The following is a 17,196-nucleotide window of genomic DNA, read 5'->3' on the forward strand; positions in this document are numbered from 1 at the left end:
TGTACTTTTTTCTTTAACGGCTTTTTTAGGTCATCAATGTATCTATCATGAATAAATTCATAAAAAATATAATCGCTTTTTCATTAAAAAATAAAGCATTTACCTTTATTTGGGTAGCGATTTTAGCCATCTCCGGTTTTATAAGTTTCAAAAATATGCCTATTGAAGCTTTTCCGGATGTAACCAATACCCAGATTGTCATCATCACCCAATGGAATGGACGTAGTGCAGAAGAAGTAGAACGTTTTGTCACTACACCCATCGAATTGGCGATGAGCCCGGTTCAGAAGAAAACAAGTGTAAGAAGTACCACAATGTTTGGGCTTTCTATTGTTAAAATTCTGTTTGACGACGGGGTGGATGATACTTTTGCCAGAAATCAGGTCAATAACCAATTAAGAACCATTAACCTTCCTGATGAGGTAGATCCCGAAGTACAGCCGCCCTACGGGCCAACCGGTGAGATTTTCAGATATACGCTGGAAAGTAAAACAAAAGATTCCCGTGCATTGCTTACCCTGCAGAATTGGGTGATAGACCGGGCACTAAGAGGAGTTCCAGGGGTTGCGGATATTAATGTTTTCGGAGGACAGGATAAAGTCTTTGAATTAAGTATCGATCCGAGAGCATTGGATAAATACAATCTGACGCCGCTTCAGGTGTATGATGCTGTCACCAAAAGTAACCTGAATGTAGGAGGAGATGTTATTGAAAAAAACGGTCAGGCTTACGTGGTAAGAGGAATTGGTTTGGTGAAATCTGTAGCAGATATCGGAAATATTACCATTCAGAATGACAGTGGAAATCCTGTTTTGGTAAAAAATGTAGCCGAAGTTCATGAAAGCTCTATGCCCAGAGTAGGACAGGCTGCCCTGAATCATCATGATGATACGGTGGAAGGAATCGTTGTCATGAGAAAAGGAGAGAATCCGAGGGAAGTGCTGGTAGGAGTGAAGGCTAAAATTAAAGAACTTAACGAAAAAGTCCTTCCAAAAGATGTGAAAATGGTGACTTTCTACGACCGTGACAATCTGATGGACTTTACAACGCATACCGTAATGCATAATCTTATTGAAGGAATTGTACTGGTAACAGTAATCGTTTTGATTTTTATGGCCGACTGGAGAACCACTCTGATTGTTTCCATCATCATTCCTCTATCCTTGCTGTTTGCGTTTTTATGTTTAAAACTGGCCGGGATGAGCGCCAACCTGCTTTCGTTAGGTGCAGTAGACTTCGGGATCATCATAGACGGAGCCGTCGTCATGGTGGAAGGGCTATTCGTAATGCTCGACCATAAAGCGAAGCGGTACGGAATGGAGAAGTTTAATAAACTGGCAAAAGGAGGCTGGATTAAGCAGACCGGAACCGGATTGGGAAAAGCAATCTTCTTTTCGAAATTGATTATCATTACCTCCCTGATTCCTATTTTCTCATTTCAGAAAGTGGAAGGGAAAATGTTCTCTCCTCTGGCATTTACATTAGGATTTGCATTAATGGGAGCATTGATATTTACATTAACATTAGTTCCTGTTCTTTCTCATATCCTTTTAAATAAAAACGTAAGGGAAAAAAATAACCCGTTTGTTAATTTCTGGGACAGAATTGTTTTGAAAGGTTTCAATTTAACCTTCAGGCATAAAAAAATAAGTATGATTGTGGCAATTTCCTTCTTAGCGGTCACTTTATTTTCTGGTAAATTCCTTGGAACAGAATTCCTGCCTCAGTTGAATGAAGGATCATTGTGGATCACTGCAGAAATGCCGATGAGCTCCTCATTAAAAGAATCTCTGAAAACAGCTGACCTTTTAAAGAAAGATATCATGAGCTTCTCTGAAGTAACAGATGTTCTTGCACAGACGGGAAGAAGTAATGACGGAACCGACCCCAACGGATTTGGTTTCGTACAGTTTGCCGTAAACCTCAAGCCAAGAGAAGAATGGAAACGTAAGATTACTTATGATGAACTGATCAATGAAATAGATAAAAAGCTTAGAAGTTACCAGGGAATTACCTTCAACTATTCGCAACCGATTTCCGATAACGTAGCTGAAGCCGTGGCAGGTTTTAAAGCTGAGAATGGAATTAAAATCTACGGTGACAACCTGGAAACTCTGGACAAATTAGCCCATGAAGTTTTATTAAAGATTAAAGATGTACAAGGCGTAAAAGATCCGGGAATTATTAAAAATATCGGCCAGCCGGAAGTAAGTGTGGTTCTGGACAGAGATAAAATGGCTGCGTACGGAGTAATGCCTGCGGATGCACAAGCCGTATTGGAAATGGCATTTGGAGGAAAAACAGCTTCTGAAATGTTCGACGGGGAAAGAAAATTCCCGATCCGTCTTCGTTATTCACAGGAGTACAGAACCAATGAAAATGATATTGCTGCTTTGATGGTTCCTACACAGGATGGAGCAAAGATTCCGTTAAAAGAAATAAGCACCATTGTTAAGGATAACGGAGCCGCATTTATTTACAGAGACAACATCAAACGATATATCGGGGTCAAATTCTCCATTCGTGACAGAGATTTGGGAAGCACCATTGCGGATGCCCAGAAAAAAGTAGAAACGATTGAACTTCCGGACGGCTATTCCGTAGGATGGACAGGTCAGTTTGAAAATCAGCAGCGTGCTTCACACAGGCTGGCACAGGTAGTACCAGTGAGTATTCTGATGATTTTCTTTCTGTTGTTTATCCTGTTTGGCAATATGAAAGATTCTCTTCTGGTATTGGCGAACGTACCTTTTGCTCTGATTGGAGGTATTATCGCTTTGCATGTTACCGGAATCAATTTTGGAATCTCTGCCGGAGTAGGAATGATCGCTCTTCTCGGAATTTGCATCCAGAACGGGGTAATTCTTATCACAGAGTTCCATCAGAATGTTAAAGACGGGATGGATATCGATACTGCGATATTAAATGGGGTGAAATCCAGAACGAGACCTGTTATCATGACAGCATTGATGGCCTCCATCGGGCTTATGCCGGCAGCCTTGTCTACAGGAATCGGATCGGAGTCTCAGAAACCTTTGGCCATTGTCATTATCGGAGGACTGATTACAGCTACAGTACTTACCCTGCTTATTTTTCCTATTATTTTCTGGATCTTTAACAGGACAAAAAAGCTCAGTCAAATTTAAATTATCTTTCATTTATATTAGTAAGAAGCGCGGAAAACAAAGTTTTCCGCGCTTCTCGATTATTGAAATAAAGAATGAGTTTAAAATCCTAATCCCAGTGTAAAAGCTTTTACGGTATTGGGATAATCGGAAACAGAAGTGGCTGCTCCTGTCATTGTATTAATAGAGTAAATTTTTGTAGATAAACCTACAGATGCTATTAAGTAAGCCTTTTGGCTCATACTTCCAATATCAAAACCATTAGCATTGGTAATGTTGATTCCCAAAGAACCTGTTTCAGCTAAAGTTCCGTTATTGGGTGGGTTTTGCTGATATAATTTATCAGTATTATGATCAATCACAAATAAGGTAGTTGAGGTAGCTCCGGCAAAGTTGTTGGTATAGGCCGCTGCACTTATCATTGGACTTCCCGGATTCAGTGTAAGATCTGCAGCAGCAATTGTTCCATCGTTAGGATTCAGACGGAGATTTTGTCCTGTATTACTTACTACTCTTATCCTGTCAACTGTTGGATTGAAGTCAAAACCAAAATCGGTGCCTGAAAGCAATGTAGAAAATGGAGATGCTCCCACAGCAGTAGCGGCACCTGTGCCTAAGTTAATTGTATAGATTCTGCTTGAGCTTCCCAAAGCATACAATTGTCCGTTCGCAGGACGGAAATCTATGCCTAAAATACTCTCACCGCTTTGTAATCCGGCCACTGTTTTAGAAACAGGCATAGGATTGTTGGGATTGAAAATCTGAAGATTATTTGAATTGTCAATGGCATAAGCTACCGGTTCTGTAGGAATGGCAATATCAATGATTCCCTGCTGGAGTGATCCTATTGAAGTTATTTTACCATTATTCAGATCCAGAACATGTAATTTATCATTGAATGCTAAAAGAGCAGTACTGTTATCATATTTGATGTCAAAAGCAGATTGTCCTGTAAAAGTCGTTCCAAGATTTCCAACCTCTACTAAAGTTCCATTATTGGGAGGATCTTGCTTGTATAATTTTCCCAGCATCGGATCAATATCATATAACACAGTAGTGGCAACCCCTGCTTTACTGTTGGTGTAGGCTATTCCTGTTATGGAAGGGTTTCCTGTTCCGTTAATATTGATATCCGTAGCTGCAGCAGCTCCCGTTTCCGGATGTAAACGCAGATTTTGTCCGGTGTTACTTACTAAACGAATTCTATCAACAGTAGGGTTGAAATCAATAGAAGCAATTGCTCCTGATATTGAGGGAGTAAATGCTGTTGAACCTACCATTCTTGCTGAAGCATTAGATACATTGATAATATATAATTTGCTTGCATTTGATAAAGCATATAACTCTCCTGTAGCAGGTCTGAAATCTATGCTCAGCAATTTTTCTCCGGAGGCAACACCTGTTACCGTTGTTTTTGAGGTGAAAGTTTTTGGATTGTTGGAATTAAAATAAACCAGCTCATTCATGGCAGTTATTCCATATACCATAAGATCCGGACCCTGAGGTATATTTTCTGACATCATGTTTTCATCTGAATTATCACATGAAAACAGGGTTGTAATGGCTATCAGAGCCCAATACATGTGTAGTAGTTTTCTCATAATATTAATTTTTAGTTGTTATTTTTATATGTACGAGAAAAAAGTAAGAATGGATTTGCGAGCAGAATGATCAGTTTTTTTTCTTGTATATTGTATTAATAATTAACGAGATAGTTCTTATTTTTAATAAAACATTTCTAAGGATTTTTTCAATCCGGAAAAATGTGTAAATTTGCAGTCTCAATACGTTGAAATATAAGGTTTGTCCTTCACTGGATGAGAATATTGAAAGTTTTTTTAATAAAAAGTTTTTGGTATTTAAAAATTCATTATATTTGCACACCGAAAATTTGAAAAACAATAAATAAATAATTTTAAATCATGGCAAAGGAAACGTTTAATCGTAACAAACCACACTTGAACATTGGTACTATTGGTCACGTTGACCATGGTAAAACTACACTTACTGCAGCTATCAGTAGTGTATTAGCTAACAAAGGTCTTGCTGAGAAAAAAGACTTCTCTGCTATTGACTCTGCTCCAGAAGAAAAAGAAAGAGGTATCACTATTAATACAGCTCACATCGAGTACGAAACTGAAAACAGACACTATGCACACGTTGACTGTCCAGGTCACGCCGACTATGTTAAGAACATGGTAACTGGTGCTGCTCAGATGGATGGAGCGATCTTAGTATGTGCTGCAACTGATGGACCAATGCCTCAAACTAGAGAGCACATCCTACTTTGCCGTCAGGTAAACGTACCAAGAATCGTTGTTTTCATGAACAAAGTTGATATGGTGGATGATGCTGAGCTTTTAGAGCTTGTTGAACTTGAACTTAGAGATTTATTATCTACTTACGAATATGACGGAGATAACTCTCCAGTAATCCAGGGATCTGCTCTTGGTGCTCTTAATGGAGACGAGAAGTGGGTTAAGACTGTTGAAGAATTGATGGATGCAGTTGATACTTGGATCGAGCAGCCTGTTAGAGATCAGGATAAGCCATTCTTGATGCCAATCGAAGACGTATTCTCTATTACAGGTAGAGGTACTGTAGCAACTGGTAGAATCGAGGCTGGTGTTATCAACACTGGTGATCCAGTTGATATCGTAGGTATGGGTGATGAAAAATTAACTTCTACTATTACAGGGGTTGAGATGTTCAGAAAAATCCTAGACAGAGGTGAAGCTGGTGATAACGTAGGTCTATTGTTGAGAGGTATTGAAAAAACTGACATCAAGAGAGGTATGGTTATCGCTAAGAAAGATTCAGTTAAGCCACACAAAAAATTCAAAGCTGAGGTTTATATCCTTTCTAAAGAAGAAGGTGGACGTCACACTCCATTCCACAACAAGTACCGTCCTCAGTTCTACGTAAGAACTACTGACGTTACAGGTGAAATCTTCTTACCAGAAGGTGTAGAAATGGTAATGCCTGGTGATAACTTAACAATCACTGTTGAATTACTTCAGCCAATCGCTCTTAACGAGGGTCTTAGATTCGCGATCAGAGAAGGTGGTAGAACAGTAGGTGCAGGTCAGGTAACTGAAATCATCGACTAATTCACATCTAAAACAATATAAAAAAGCTTCCGTAAGGAACACTCTTTACGGAGCTTTTTTTAACTACGGGCATCGTCCAATGGTAGGATACCGGTCTCCAAAACCGTTGATCAGGGTTCGAATCCTTGTGCCCGTGCAAATATAAATTATGAGTTCATTTATCGATTTTTTAAAAGGTTCTTATAACGAATTCAGACATAAAGTTGAATGGCCAAAATGGGCTGACCTTCAGTCTTCTACAATTGTAGTGACTATTGCGACAGTTATTCTGGCTTTATTTACCTTTGGAGTTGATGAATTGTTTTCAAAAGCAATCAGCAACATAATAGGAATGCTAATCAACTTGTTCAATTAATAATTAAGTATTTTCCATAATGAGCGAATTGAAATGGTATGTGCTGAAAGCAATCAGCGGACAGGAAAATAAAGTGAAAAACTATATTGAGACAGAAATCAAACGTTTAGGGTTTGAGCAGTACGTTACTCAAGTGGTTATTCCTATGGAAAAGGTGATCCAGATTAGAAACGGTAAAAAAGTTCCTAAAGAAAGACCTTACTATCCTGGCTACCTGATGATTGAAGCTGACCTGATGGGAGAGATTCCTCACGTTATTAAAAATATCCCTGGAGTTATCTCTTTCTTAAGTTTAACGAAAGGTGGTGATCCTGTTCCAATGAGAAAATCAGAGGTAAACAGAATGCTTGGAAGAATGGATGAACTTTCAGAATTTGCAAGTGATGTTGAGATCCCTTATATCGTAGGTGAAAACGTTAAAGTAATCGATGGACCTTTCAACGGATTCAATGGTACAGTTGAGAAGATTCTTGAAGACAAAAAGAAAATTGAAGTTTCTGTATTGATCTTCGGTAGAAAAACTCCAATGGAATTGAGCTACATGCAAGTAGAAAAAGTATAATACATTTACTTATAAAAATATAAAAAAAGACTGCTTTTAAAGCGGTCTTTTTTTATTAATATCCTTTTCAGATAGATGATGGTAATGGCTTCCCAGTTACTTTTCAACAAATAGCTGTCTAATTCCATTGCCTCATAATTAAATATTGAAATTCAATCTTTATATTTTTCCCTGTAGTTAGAGTTTTTTTAAGTTTATTAAAGTTCCTTTACTGAAATGCAAATTTCATTAGTCTGCGGGCTACTTCTATCAAGAACTTTATGGTTGTTAAATTATCACTCTATCGTGAACAGGAATGCTTTTTATAAATTGGATTCTTCTTAATGATTTAATTCACCGTCAGATGGCATGCTTCTTGCAACCAAGCTGTTAACTTATCCACAAAATTTTATTTTATTTATTTCATACACTGGTTGCAGATGTATCAGTATTGTATGTTTAAATAAAAATAAAATTCGGATCAGCCACTCAAAACACAAGTTTTATAAACACATAACTCAATGACAAAAATTATTTCGATGATCACTCTGGTGGGCACATCTGTGCTCGTGAGTGCGCAGGTTGGTATCAATACTGCGACTCCAGAAAAAGAACTTACCGTAAATGGTACAATGAAGACATCAGGAATTGTTTTTAAACAACCCCTGGAAAAACTGAAAGCGGATGAGAATTACACTTTCATTATTAAATCTCCGGCACCGGAAAACAAAATTACAGCGTATAATGATTCTTTTGTACCTAATTCACCGGCACCTATTAACCTTATTCAGTTCAAGATTACCTGTGATCCTACAGACAAAGATTGGGTAAACCAATTTGATACAAAGATCAATTCCAGCAAATTTTTGGTGGTAATTTCTTCTTTTGGATTTACACAGCCCACAAGAACGTATTCTGCAGACTGGCTTACTCCAATGCCTCAGATCTTTGCGTACTCGTCAGGAGGAACGTGGAAGCTTAAAGCCGATTACCAGGGATTTTCTCCCGATAATTCTTTCCCTACAGGAGTGTGGACACTTAACTTACTGGTGTTTGACAGATCATATGCCAAAGATTTTAATTCAACACAAAACCTTAATGGTTCAACTACTGGTGCAGCAACAGCTCCATTAATTCAATAAAAACATACATTATGAAAAAAATTATTGCAATACTTTTCACGGGTTTTGCCGCTTTAAGCTTACATGCACAAGTAGGAATAAATACTACAACACCTAAAGGAACATTGGATGTTGAAGGGGAAACATTAGTGGAATCTTATTTAATAGATACTGAAAATACAAAGGCAAGCGGAAACTATCTTCTTCTTACCCGATCAAAAGATACTTCACCGGTAGGTAAGGTGAAGCTGTTGGATATATCGCTCCGTAATGTAGCGCCTGTAAATATGTATAATGTTGTATTGAAAAATGTGAGACAGGATGAAGTTGTAAATCTCAATACAGGATTAGATGCGAGTAAATATGTTGTGGCAATTACAGGTGCTGTTTTTACAGGAGCGGTTTCGGCAGCGAATACAACTACCAATCCAAAATCTTATGGTTCCTATTCAACTGAAATTACGCAGGTAACCAGTGGAGGTAAAAAATATCATGCTATTAATTTAGCTTTTAAAGGAGCAGGAACGGTTTCTTCCATCAATGGAACGTGGACACTTACCTTAAATGTTTTTGAAAAATCATTAGTTAAAGACTGGGGAACTTTTAATGGTTCTGTTTCAGCATCTGCTTCACCGGGATATTCAGGAGTATCAACCAATACGCCTTTAGGGCTTCAATAAAAAAACTATGAAAAGAAAAATTTATATCACAATAATCATGTGCCTTGGGATGGTTTTGAATGCCCAGAAAGGAAAAGTAGGGGTGAATACCGCTAATCCTACAGAAACACTTGATGTTAATGGAAAAACCTATACGAATTCTCTGTATTTAAGAAATCCGGGAGAACCTACGTTGACGGGTGGTAGCTTTTTGGCAACTTCTCAGAATGCTTTGCAATTGTATGATCCCGCTTTGGAAAGCAGCGGACTGTTCAATTATCTTAAGCTTACTCTTACCGGAGTATCCGGAACAGGAATAGCAGATTATGATACCAAAATTGATGCAAACAATTTTTTGGTTATCCTTCACAACTATTCATTCAAACTGAATGACGGAACTACTAATGTTATGCTTGATTATGGAGATAACGGAGCGAATGACAATAAGCAGGGATCACCAGATGTTGTTGCCTTCAAAAGTAATGGAACATGGCACATAAGAGCAAGATTTACTGACAGCAGAATTATTGCCACAAACTCTACTACACCATCAAGAGCATATAACAACTTTACTGTTGACCTTTATCTGATGGCCTACAGAAGATTAATTGAAAAACAAAATATAAACGATATCAATGATGATCTTGGTGGAAATGACGGTTCTGCAAAAACAATTAACAGACCTTCCGGTTTTTAATCAGTCTTTCCTTTTAAAATATTTTGAAACGGTTATTTAATACAAATAACCGTTTTTGTTTTTAGGCAGGAATTTTTAATGATACAATAATGGGGATTGATTTATTTTTCTAAAACTTTTTAAAAATCAGCAATTTCCGTTTGCTATTTCAAAAATATTTTATACTTTTGCAGTCCAAAAAGTAGGTTTATTGTTATGTGAGTGCATAACCTACTGAATAATAAATGCTTCCAAACTCATTAATTATTCAAATTTAAAAAACAAACAATGGCTAAGAAAGTCTTTAAAATGGTAAAGCTTCAGGTGAAAGGTGGCGCAGCTAACCCTTCTCCACCAGTAGGTCCAGCATTGGGTTCTGCAGGTGTGAACATCATGGAGTTTTGTAAGCAATTTAACGGAAGAACCCAAGATAAGCCAGGGCAAGTTTTACCTGTAGTAATTACAGTATACGAAGACAAATCTTTTGAATTCGTTATTAAAACTCCACCTGCAGCAATCCAGTTAATGGATGCAGCTAAAATCAAGGGAGGTTCTGGTGAACCAAACAGAAACAAAGTAGGTTCTGTAACTTGGGAACAAGTAAAGAAAATCGCCGAAGATAAAATGGCGGATCTTAACTGTTTTACAATGGACTCTGCTCTTTCTATGGTTGCAGGTACTGCTAGATCTATGGGATTAAGAGTAACAGGAACTAAACCAACTAACGCTTAAAACCTAAAGAAATGGCAAAATTAACTAAAAAGCAAAAGGAAGCTTTAAGCAAAGTAGAAAAAGGAAGAATCTATAACCTTGAAGAAGGTTCAGCTCTTGTAAAAGAAGTGAACACTACAAAGTTTGATGCTTCTGTAGATATCGCTGTAAGATTAGGAGTAGACCCTAGAAAAGCAAACCAAATGGTAAGAGGTGTTGTATCTCTTCCTCACGGTACTGGTAAAGATGTTAAAGTATTAGCTCTTGTAACTCCAGATAAAGAAGCAGAAGCTAAAGCTGCTGGTGCTGATTATGTAGGTCTTGACGAATATTTACAAAAAATCAAAGAAGGTTGGACAGATGTTGACGTTATCGTTACAATGCCAGCTGTAATGGGTAAATTAGGTCCATTAGGTAGAGTATTAGGTCCAAGAGGTTTAATGCCAAACCCTAAATCAGGAACTGTAACAATGGAAATTGGTAAAGCAGTAACTGAAGTAAAAGCAGGTAAAATTGATTTCAAAGTAGACAAGTATGGTATTATCCATGCTGGTATTGGTAAAGTATCTTTCGATGCTGCTAAGATCAAAGAAAATGCTCAGGAATTAATCCAGACATTGATCAAAATGAAACCAACTGCTGCTAAAGGAACTTATGTGAAGAGCATCTATTTGTCTTCTACAATGAGCCCAGGTATTGCAATTGATACTAAATCTGTTAACTAATAATAATCCTTAAGACAATGACAAAAGACCAAAAAGTTGTAGCAATACAAGAGATCAAAGATTTGCTTCAGGATGCAAAAGTAGTATACGTAGCAGATTTAGAAGGTTTGAACGCTGGTAAATCTTCAGATTTCAGAAGACAGGCTTTCAAACAAAATATCAAAGTAAAAGTTGTAAAAAATACACTTTTACAAAAAGCAATGGAGCAAATTGAAGGAGTAGATTACTCTGAAATGTTCCCATCTTTCAAAGGAAACTCAGCGTTAATGATTGCTGAAACAGCAAACGCTCCTGCGAAATTGATCCAAGGATTCAGAAAGAAAGAAGAAAAGCCAGCTTTAAAGTCTGCTTTTGTTCAGGAAACTTTCTATGTTGGTGACAATAACCTAGATATGTTGGCTAACATCAAGTCTAGAGAAGAAATGATCGGTGAAATCATCGGATTACTTCAGTCTCCAATCCAGAGAGTTGTTTCTGCTCTTCAAAACAAATCTGAAACTGTAGAGGCTCAAGCTGAAGAAGCTGCTCCTGCGGTAGAAGAAACTCCTGCTGCTGAAGCTCCAGAAGCTCCTGCTGCAGAAAGCACTGACGAAACGCCAGCTGCTGAATAATTACACTCAAAAAATTAAATAAATAATCAACAAAAACATTACAACAATGTCAGATTTAAAAAATTTAGCTGAAACGCTAGTAAACCTAACTGTAAAAGACGTAAACGAATTAGCTGCTATCCTTAAGGATGAGTACGGAATTGAGCCTGCTGCTGCTGCAGTAGTAATGGCTGGTCCTGCTGGTGAAGCTGCTGAAGAAAAGACTGAATTCGACGTAATTCTTAAGTCTGCAGGTGCTTCTAAATTAGCTATCGTTAAATTAGTAAAAGATTTAACTGGTGCTGGTCTTAAAGAAGCTAAAGATATCGTAGACGGAGCTCCTGCTGCAATTAAGCAAGGTGTTTCTAAAGACGAAGCTGAAGCTCTTAAGAAGCAATTAGAAGAAGCTGGTGCTGAAGTAGAATTGAAATAATTTCAGTTTTATTATAAATATAGAAGCCCGGGCATTTGCCCGGGCTTTTTTTGTATGTAAGTCTTTGTAAGTATGCTTTTTAATTTGTAATCGTATTTTAATATTATTATTTCTAATTTGGATATATCTTTTTACGATTAAATATTTCGTAAATATTAACATAATATTTTAATTGTATTTTGTTATTTGTTTGTTTTGCGTGAATTTTTATTAATAAAGTATTGTTTTGATTGAAAAAATATTATATTTGTACCGAAAAAACACAATAATTGGATAGAAATTACTTTCTTTTCTGTAGCCATAGGATTCTGAAGCTTTTAGCGATTATAGGAAAACCAAGCACTAAGCTAGTATCTGTAATAAAGACAAAGTTTGAATTGTCATATTGTACGGCTGTTAATAATCATCTGCCGAATTGTTTGGCTGATGTTTCTGTTCACTTGCATGCTGAAACAGATTGTCATTTGAGAGTGGTCTATAGCGGGTCTGCTGATCAAAAAGAAAATTGTTTATTTTATAAAAAAACTTTCCGAGATAATCCTCCTTTTTTAAAAACAATAATCCCTGAAATATATTTCCCAGAGATAATACGTGTTCTGCCATATGGAAGGGGACGGAATTGCTCATAATTCGGTAACATTTTGCAATCGTAGGTAATTGTATAAACTGTTATTTTATTTATGAATCACACAGTATGTAAGAGATTTTTTCAAGAAAAATACATTAACATGAAACAAAATTAGAGTGAAAAACAAATTATTAGCGATCATTCTATTAATAATCAATAAGTTACCGGAAGTCGCTCAGGTAGGTATTTATATTTGTTTGGTAGCGAAACCAGTAAAAATAAATCTTATAAGGTTATTGTGAAATAATCATAGGATTAGCTTGTGTTGTGGAGGGGTTGCTCATATTTGGGCAGCCTCTCTTGTTTTAAGAGTCTCAAAATGAGATGATTTATTTGTTATTGTGGATAACTTTTTGTATCTTTGCCCTTCTTTTGGCGCGAAAAATTGTTTGTAAATTTATAAAATACTGAAAATCAACTCTTTCATTGTGTAAAACATGGAAGGGATTTCGTGTATATAAATACTGCGGTAATACTGCCTCAAAAGTAATAAAAATATTTTGCATTACGCTGTGAAAAGATATACCAGTGTTGCAGTTAGAAAGAACCAAGTACAACGTTTAAAAGAGCTTAAGGTCCTTTGTGAGCGCCAAAAACACTTTTACCTTTTACTTTTATCTTGTTTTTGTTCTTTTCTGATATTTTTTAATGAATCAAAATATTTTTTAACCCTTTCTTAAAAGTTTTATGAGTAAAACAAAATCAACAACTCAAGGAAATCCGAGAATTAATTTCTCATCAGCGAAAGGAAAAATCATCACTCCGGACTTTTTGGATATCCAAATTGAGTCTTTCAGAGAATTTTTCCAGCTTGATACACTTCCTGAAGCCAGAAAGACAGAAGCTCTTTACAAGACTTTCCAAGAGAATTTCCCAATTACGGATTCAAGAAACCAATTCGTATTAGAATTCTTAGACTACCTGGTAGATTCTCCACGTTATTCAATCGATGAGTGTGTGGAAAGAGGACTTACTTATTCAGTTCCTCTAAAAGCTAGACTTAAACTGTACTGTACTGACCCGGAACACGAAGATTTCCAAACAGTGGTTCAGGATGTATACTTAGGTCCGGTTCCTTATATGACGCCAAGTGGTTCTTTTATCATCAATGGTGCTGAAAGAGTTATTGTTACGCAGCTTCACCGTTCACCTGGTGTATTCTTCGGACAAACTTACCACGCAAACGGAACCAAACTTTACTATTCAAGAATTATTCCTTTCAAAGGATCTTGGATGGAATTTACAACAGATATCAACAGCGTAATGTACGCGTATATCGACCGTAAGAAAAAATTACCATTAACAACTCTATTAAGAGCGATCGGTTATGAATCTGATAAGGATATCCTTCAGATCTTTGACCTTGCTGAAGAAGTGAAAGTTTCTAAAGCTGCCCTTAAAAAAGTAGAAGGGAGAACATTGGCTGCAAGAGTATTGAACACTTGGTTCGAAGATTTCGTAGACGAAGATACAGGTGAAGTAGTTTCTATCGAAAGAAACGAAATCATCCTGGATAGAGAAACTATTCTTGAAAAAGAACATTTAGATCTTATTCTTGATGCTGGTGTGAAATCAATCCTGATTCACAAAGAAAACAGCAATGAATTCTCTATCATCCAGAATACATTACAAAAAGACCCTACTAACTCTGAAAAAGAAGCAGTAGAGTATATTTATCGTCAGTTAAGAAATGCAGATCCACCAGATGAGGAAACTGCAAGAGGAATCATTGAAAAATTATTCTTCTCTGAGCAAAGATATTCATTAGGTGAAGTAGGACGTTACAGATTGAACAAAAAGTTAGGTCTTAATATTCCAACTACCACTGAGGTTCTTACCAAAGAAGATATCATTGCGATCGTAAGACACTTAATCGAGCTTGTCAACTCTAAAGCGGAGGTTGATGATATTGACCACTTATCAAACAGAAGAATTAAAACTGTTGGTGAGCAATTAGCAGGACAGTTCGGAGTAGGTCTTTCAAGAATTGCAAGAACAATCAAGGAAAGAATGAACGTTAGAGATAACGAAATCTTTACTCCGCTTGACCTTGTAAATGCTAAGACATTAACATCGGTAATCAACTCATTCTTTGGTACCAACCAGCTTTCTCAGTTCATGGACCAAACCAACCCTCTATCAGAGATCACTCACAAGAGAAGATTATCTGCACTAGGGCCTGGTGGTTTATCAAGAGAAAGAGCAGGTTTCGAGGTTCGAGACGTTCACCATACTCACTACGGAAGAATTTGTCCGATTGAAACTCCGGAAGGACCAAACATCGGTTTGATTTCATCTCTGGGGATCTATGCTAAAATCAACAGACTAGGTTTCATCGAAACTCCATATAGAAAAGTTGAAGATGGTAAGATTGAACTTAACGCAGATCCTATCTACTTAAATGCAGAAGATGAAGAAGATAAAGTAATTGCTCAGGCAAACGTTGAATTAAGTGATAACGGTGAGTTCTTAACAGATAGAATTATTGCAAGATTGGATGGTGACTACCCGGTAGTGGAGCCTGCACAGGTTAATCTTATCGACGTTGCACCTAACCAGATTTCCGGTATTTCCGCTTCATTGATTCCTTTCCTGGAGCATGATGATGCGAACCGTGCATTGATGGGATCCAACATGATGCGTCAGGCCGTTCCTCTATTGAAGCCACAGGCTCCAATCGTTGGTACAGGGCTTGAGCAACAAGTTGCAAGAGATTCAAGAATCTTAATTAACGCTGAAGGTACAGGTACAGTACAGTACGTAGATGCTGACAGAATCGTTATTAAATACGAAAGAAGCGAAGACGAAGATTTAGTACAATTCGAGTCTGCTACTAAAACATACAACCTTACTAAGTTTAGAAAAACTAACCAGAGTACAACGATTACCCTAAGACCAAACGTAAGAGTAGGTGATGTAGTGGAAAAAGGACAGGTACTTTGCGACGGTTATGCTACTGAAAAAGGAGAATTAGCTCTTGGTAGAAACTTAGTGGTAGCGTTCATGCCTTGGAAAGGATACAACTTCGAGGATGCAATCGTAATCAACGAAAAAGTTGTACGTGAAGACTGGTTTACTTCAATCCACGTAGATGAATATTCTCTTGAAGTTCGTGATACTAAATTAGGTATGGAAGAGCTTACAGCAGATATTCCAAACGTATCTGAAGAAGCTACTAAAGATCTTGACGAGAACGGTATGATCAGAATCGGTGCTGAAGTGAAGCCTGGAGATATCATGATTGGTAAAATTACTCCAAAAGGTGAATCTGACCCGACTCCAGAAGAAAAACTTCTTAGAGCAATCTTCGGTGATAAAGCTGGTGATGTGAAGGATGCTTCATTGAAAGCTGACTCTTCATTAAGAGGAGTGGTTATCAACAAGAAACTGTTCTCAAGAAACATCAAAGACAAAAAGAAAAGAACTGAAGAAAAACTTAAACTTGAAGAGATTGAAAACACTTACAAGGCTAAGTTTGACGAGTTGAGAAATACGTTAATTGAAAAATTAAATACACTGGTAAGCGGTAAAACTTCTCAAGGGGTACAAAATGACCTTGATGAAGAAATCATCGGTAAAGGTGTGAAATTTACTCACAAGCTATTAACTTCAGTTGAAGATTATGTAAACGTTAGCGGTTCAGACTGGACAGTAGATGCTGATAAGAATGAATTGATCAAACAATTGATTCACAATTACAAAATCAAATATAACGACATTCAGGGAGTTAAAAACCGTGAGAAATTTGCAATTTCAATCGGAGATGAGCTTCCGGCAGGGATCATGAAGCTGGCTAAAGTTTACATCGCTAAGAAACGTAAACTGAATGTAGGAGATAAAATGGCAGGACGTCACGGTAACAAAGGTATCGTTTCAAGAATCGTTCGTGAAGAAGATATGCCATTCCTTGAAGACGGAACACCAGTAGATATTGTATTGAATCCACTTGGGGTACCTTCCCGTATGAACATCGGTCAGATCTATGAAACAGTTCTTGGATGGGCTGGTCAGAAACTGGGTATGAAGTTCGCTACGCCAATCTTTGACGGAGCAACTCTTGATCAGATTACTGAATACACTGAGAAAGCAGGTCTTCCTAAATTCGGTCACACTTACCTTTATGATGGTGGTACCGGAGAAAGATTTACTCAGGCTGCAACAGTAGGTATCATTTACATGTTGAAACTAGGACACATGGTAGATGATAAGATGCACGCACGTTCTATTGGTCCTTACTCATTGATTACTCAGCAGCCGTTAGGAGGTAAAGCTCAGTTCGGAGGTCAGAGATTCGGAGAGATGGAGGTTTGGGCACTTGAAGCATTCGGTGCATCTAATATCCTGAGAGAGATCCTTACTGTGAAGTCGGATGACGTGATTGGTAGAGCAAAAACTTATGAAGCAATTGCAAAAGGTGAATCTATGCCTGAACCAGGTATTCCGGAATCATTCAACGTATTACTTCACGAGTTACAAGGTCTTGGATTAGACGTAAGATTGGAGGAGTAAGATATCAGATGTC

14 protein-coding genes and 1 tRNA gene are annotated in these 17,196 nt (G+C 37.4%); 13 read left to right on the forward strand and 2 right to left on the reverse strand.

The window, feature by feature from the left end; all coding sequences use genetic code 11:
* Positions 1-47: 47 nt before the first annotated feature.
* Positions 48-3,146 carry an efflux RND transporter permease subunit gene (locus J2786_RS10300; protein WP_047435419.1) on the forward strand — a complete coding sequence of 1,033 codons (3,099 nt, stop codon included), beginning with the start codon at positions 48-50 and terminating at the stop codon, positions 3,144-3,146.
* An 80-nt stretch (positions 3,147-3,226) separates the two neighbouring features.
* On the opposite strand, the gene J2786_RS10305 is transcribed toward J2786_RS10300, so the two are convergent.
* Entirely contained in the window at positions 3,227-4,726 is a 1,500-nt protein-coding gene (locus tag J2786_RS10305) for a DUF4394 domain-containing protein (RefSeq protein ID WP_047435416.1), read from the reverse strand.
* A 321-nt stretch (positions 4,727-5,047) separates the two neighbouring features.
* Here J2786_RS10305 and tuf point away from each other — a divergent pair, with 321 nt between their 5' ends.
* The 11 genes from tuf to rplL all read left to right on the forward strand — a co-directional run bounded on the left by tuf (position 5,048) and on the right by rplL (position 12,046).
* On the forward strand, positions 5,048-6,235 hold the full coding sequence (gene tuf / locus J2786_RS10310; RefSeq protein WP_034693176.1) for an elongation factor Tu: 1,188 nt from the start codon (positions 5,048-5,050) through the stop codon (positions 6,233-6,235).
* Positions 6,236-6,300: 65 nt separating this feature from the next.
* Positions 6,301-6,371 (forward strand) — tRNA-Trp (locus J2786_RS10315).
* A gap of 12 nt (positions 6,372-6,383) precedes the next feature.
* Entirely contained in the window at positions 6,384-6,590 is a 207-nt protein-coding gene (gene secE, locus J2786_RS10320; RefSeq protein WP_039369543.1) for a preprotein translocase subunit SecE, read from the forward strand.
* 19 nt (positions 6,591-6,609) lie between these two features.
* Positions 6,610-7,152 (forward strand): transcription termination/antitermination protein NusG, encoded by a 543-nt coding sequence (gene nusG / locus J2786_RS10325; protein ID WP_047435411.1) that lies wholly within the window; start codon positions 6,610-6,612, stop codon positions 7,150-7,152.
* 500 nt (positions 7,153-7,652) lie between these two features.
* The gene (locus J2786_RS10330) at positions 7,653-8,273 is read left to right on the forward strand and encodes a hypothetical protein (protein WP_047435407.1); all 621 of its coding nucleotides are present in this window, start codon (positions 7,653-7,655) and stop codon (positions 8,271-8,273) included.
* 11 nt (positions 8,274-8,284) lie between these two features.
* Positions 8,285-8,932, forward strand: coding sequence for a hypothetical protein (locus J2786_RS10335; RefSeq protein WP_047435404.1), 648 nt, complete (start codon positions 8,285-8,287; stop codon positions 8,930-8,932).
* 7 nt (positions 8,933-8,939) lie between these two features.
* Entirely contained in the window at positions 8,940-9,608 is a 669-nt protein-coding gene (locus J2786_RS10340) for a hypothetical protein (RefSeq protein WP_047435402.1), read from the forward strand.
* 267 nt (positions 9,609-9,875) lie between these two features.
* Complete coding sequence (gene rplK, locus J2786_RS10345; protein ID WP_047435399.1) at positions 9,876-10,319, forward strand: 50S ribosomal protein L11; 444 nt, start codon at positions 9,876-9,878, stop codon at positions 10,317-10,319.
* An 11-nt stretch (positions 10,320-10,330) separates the two neighbouring features.
* Positions 10,331-11,023: a 50S ribosomal protein L1 gene (gene rplA / locus J2786_RS10350; RefSeq protein WP_002976422.1), complete on the forward strand. Its 693-nt coding sequence runs from the start codon at positions 10,331-10,333 to the stop codon at positions 11,021-11,023.
* 17 nt (positions 11,024-11,040) lie between these two features.
* Positions 11,041-11,634, forward strand: coding sequence for a 50S ribosomal protein L10 (rplJ, locus tag J2786_RS10355; protein ID WP_047435396.1), 594 nt, complete (start codon positions 11,041-11,043; stop codon positions 11,632-11,634).
* Between the two features lie 46 nt (positions 11,635-11,680).
* Positions 11,681-12,046, forward strand: coding sequence for a 50S ribosomal protein L7/L12 (gene rplL, locus J2786_RS10360; protein WP_034693192.1), 366 nt, complete (start codon positions 11,681-11,683; stop codon positions 12,044-12,046).
* A 396-nt stretch (positions 12,047-12,442) separates the two neighbouring features.
* Here rplL and J2786_RS10365 read toward each other — a convergent pair whose 3' ends face one another.
* Complete coding sequence (locus J2786_RS10365; protein ID WP_047435393.1) at positions 12,443-12,673, reverse strand: hypothetical protein; 231 nt, start codon at positions 12,671-12,673, stop codon at positions 12,443-12,445.
* 688 nt (positions 12,674-13,361) lie between these two features.
* Between J2786_RS10365 and rpoB the strand changes: the two genes are divergently transcribed.
* Positions 13,362-17,183, forward strand: a complete 3,822-nt coding sequence (gene rpoB / locus J2786_RS10370; RefSeq protein WP_047435391.1) for a DNA-directed RNA polymerase subunit beta — start codon at positions 13,362-13,364, stop codon at positions 17,181-17,183.
* The last annotated feature ends 13 nt before the right edge of the window (positions 17,184-17,196 follow it).

The sequence above is a fragment of the Chryseobacterium vietnamense genome (assembly GCF_031454475.1).
In the GTDB taxonomy this organism is placed as follows: domain Bacteria; phylum Bacteroidota; class Bacteroidia; order Flavobacteriales; family Weeksellaceae; genus Chryseobacterium; species Chryseobacterium vietnamense.

Excerpts from the sequence above, each read along its gene's own strand:
- J2786_RS10335 (WP_047435404.1), top strand. The coding sequence starts at position 8,285 with ATGAAAAAAATTATTGCAATACTTTTCACGGGTTTTGCCGCTTTAAGC.
- rplJ (WP_047435396.1), top strand. The coding sequence starts at position 11,041 with ATGACAAAAGACCAAAAAGTTGTAGCAATACAAGAGATCAAAGATTTG.
- secE (WP_039369543.1), top strand. The coding sequence starts at position 6,384 with ATGAGTTCATTTATCGATTTTTTAAAAGGTTCTTATAACGAATTCAGA.
- nusG (WP_047435411.1), top strand. The coding sequence starts at position 6,610 with ATGAGCGAATTGAAATGGTATGTGCTGAAAGCAATCAGCGGACAGGAA.
- rplK (WP_047435399.1), top strand. The coding sequence starts at position 9,876 with ATGGCTAAGAAAGTCTTTAAAATGGTAAAGCTTCAGGTGAAAGGTGGC.
- J2786_RS10330 (WP_047435407.1), top strand. The coding sequence starts at position 7,653 with ATGACAAAAATTATTTCGATGATCACTCTGGTGGGCACATCTGTGCTC.
- J2786_RS10340 (WP_047435402.1), top strand. The coding sequence starts at position 8,940 with ATGAAAAGAAAAATTTATATCACAATAATCATGTGCCTTGGGATGGTT.
- tuf (WP_034693176.1), top strand. The coding sequence starts at position 5,048 with ATGGCAAAGGAAACGTTTAATCGTAACAAACCACACTTGAACATTGGT.
- rplA (WP_002976422.1), top strand. The coding sequence starts at position 10,331 with ATGGCAAAATTAACTAAAAAGCAAAAGGAAGCTTTAAGCAAAGTAGAA.
- rpoB (WP_047435391.1), top strand. The coding sequence starts at position 13,362 with ATGAGTAAAACAAAATCAACAACTCAAGGAAATCCGAGAATTAATTTC.
- rplL (WP_034693192.1), top strand. The coding sequence starts at position 11,681 with ATGTCAGATTTAAAAAATTTAGCTGAAACGCTAGTAAACCTAACTGTA.
- J2786_RS10365 (WP_047435393.1), bottom strand. The coding sequence starts at position 12,673 with ATGAGCAATTCCGTCCCCTTCCATATGGCAGAACACGTATTATCTCTG.
- J2786_RS10300 (WP_047435419.1), top strand. The coding sequence starts at position 48 with ATGAATAAATTCATAAAAAATATAATCGCTTTTTCATTAAAAAATAAA.
- J2786_RS10305 (WP_047435416.1), bottom strand. The coding sequence starts at position 4,726 with ATGAGAAAACTACTACACATGTATTGGGCTCTGATAGCCATTACAACC.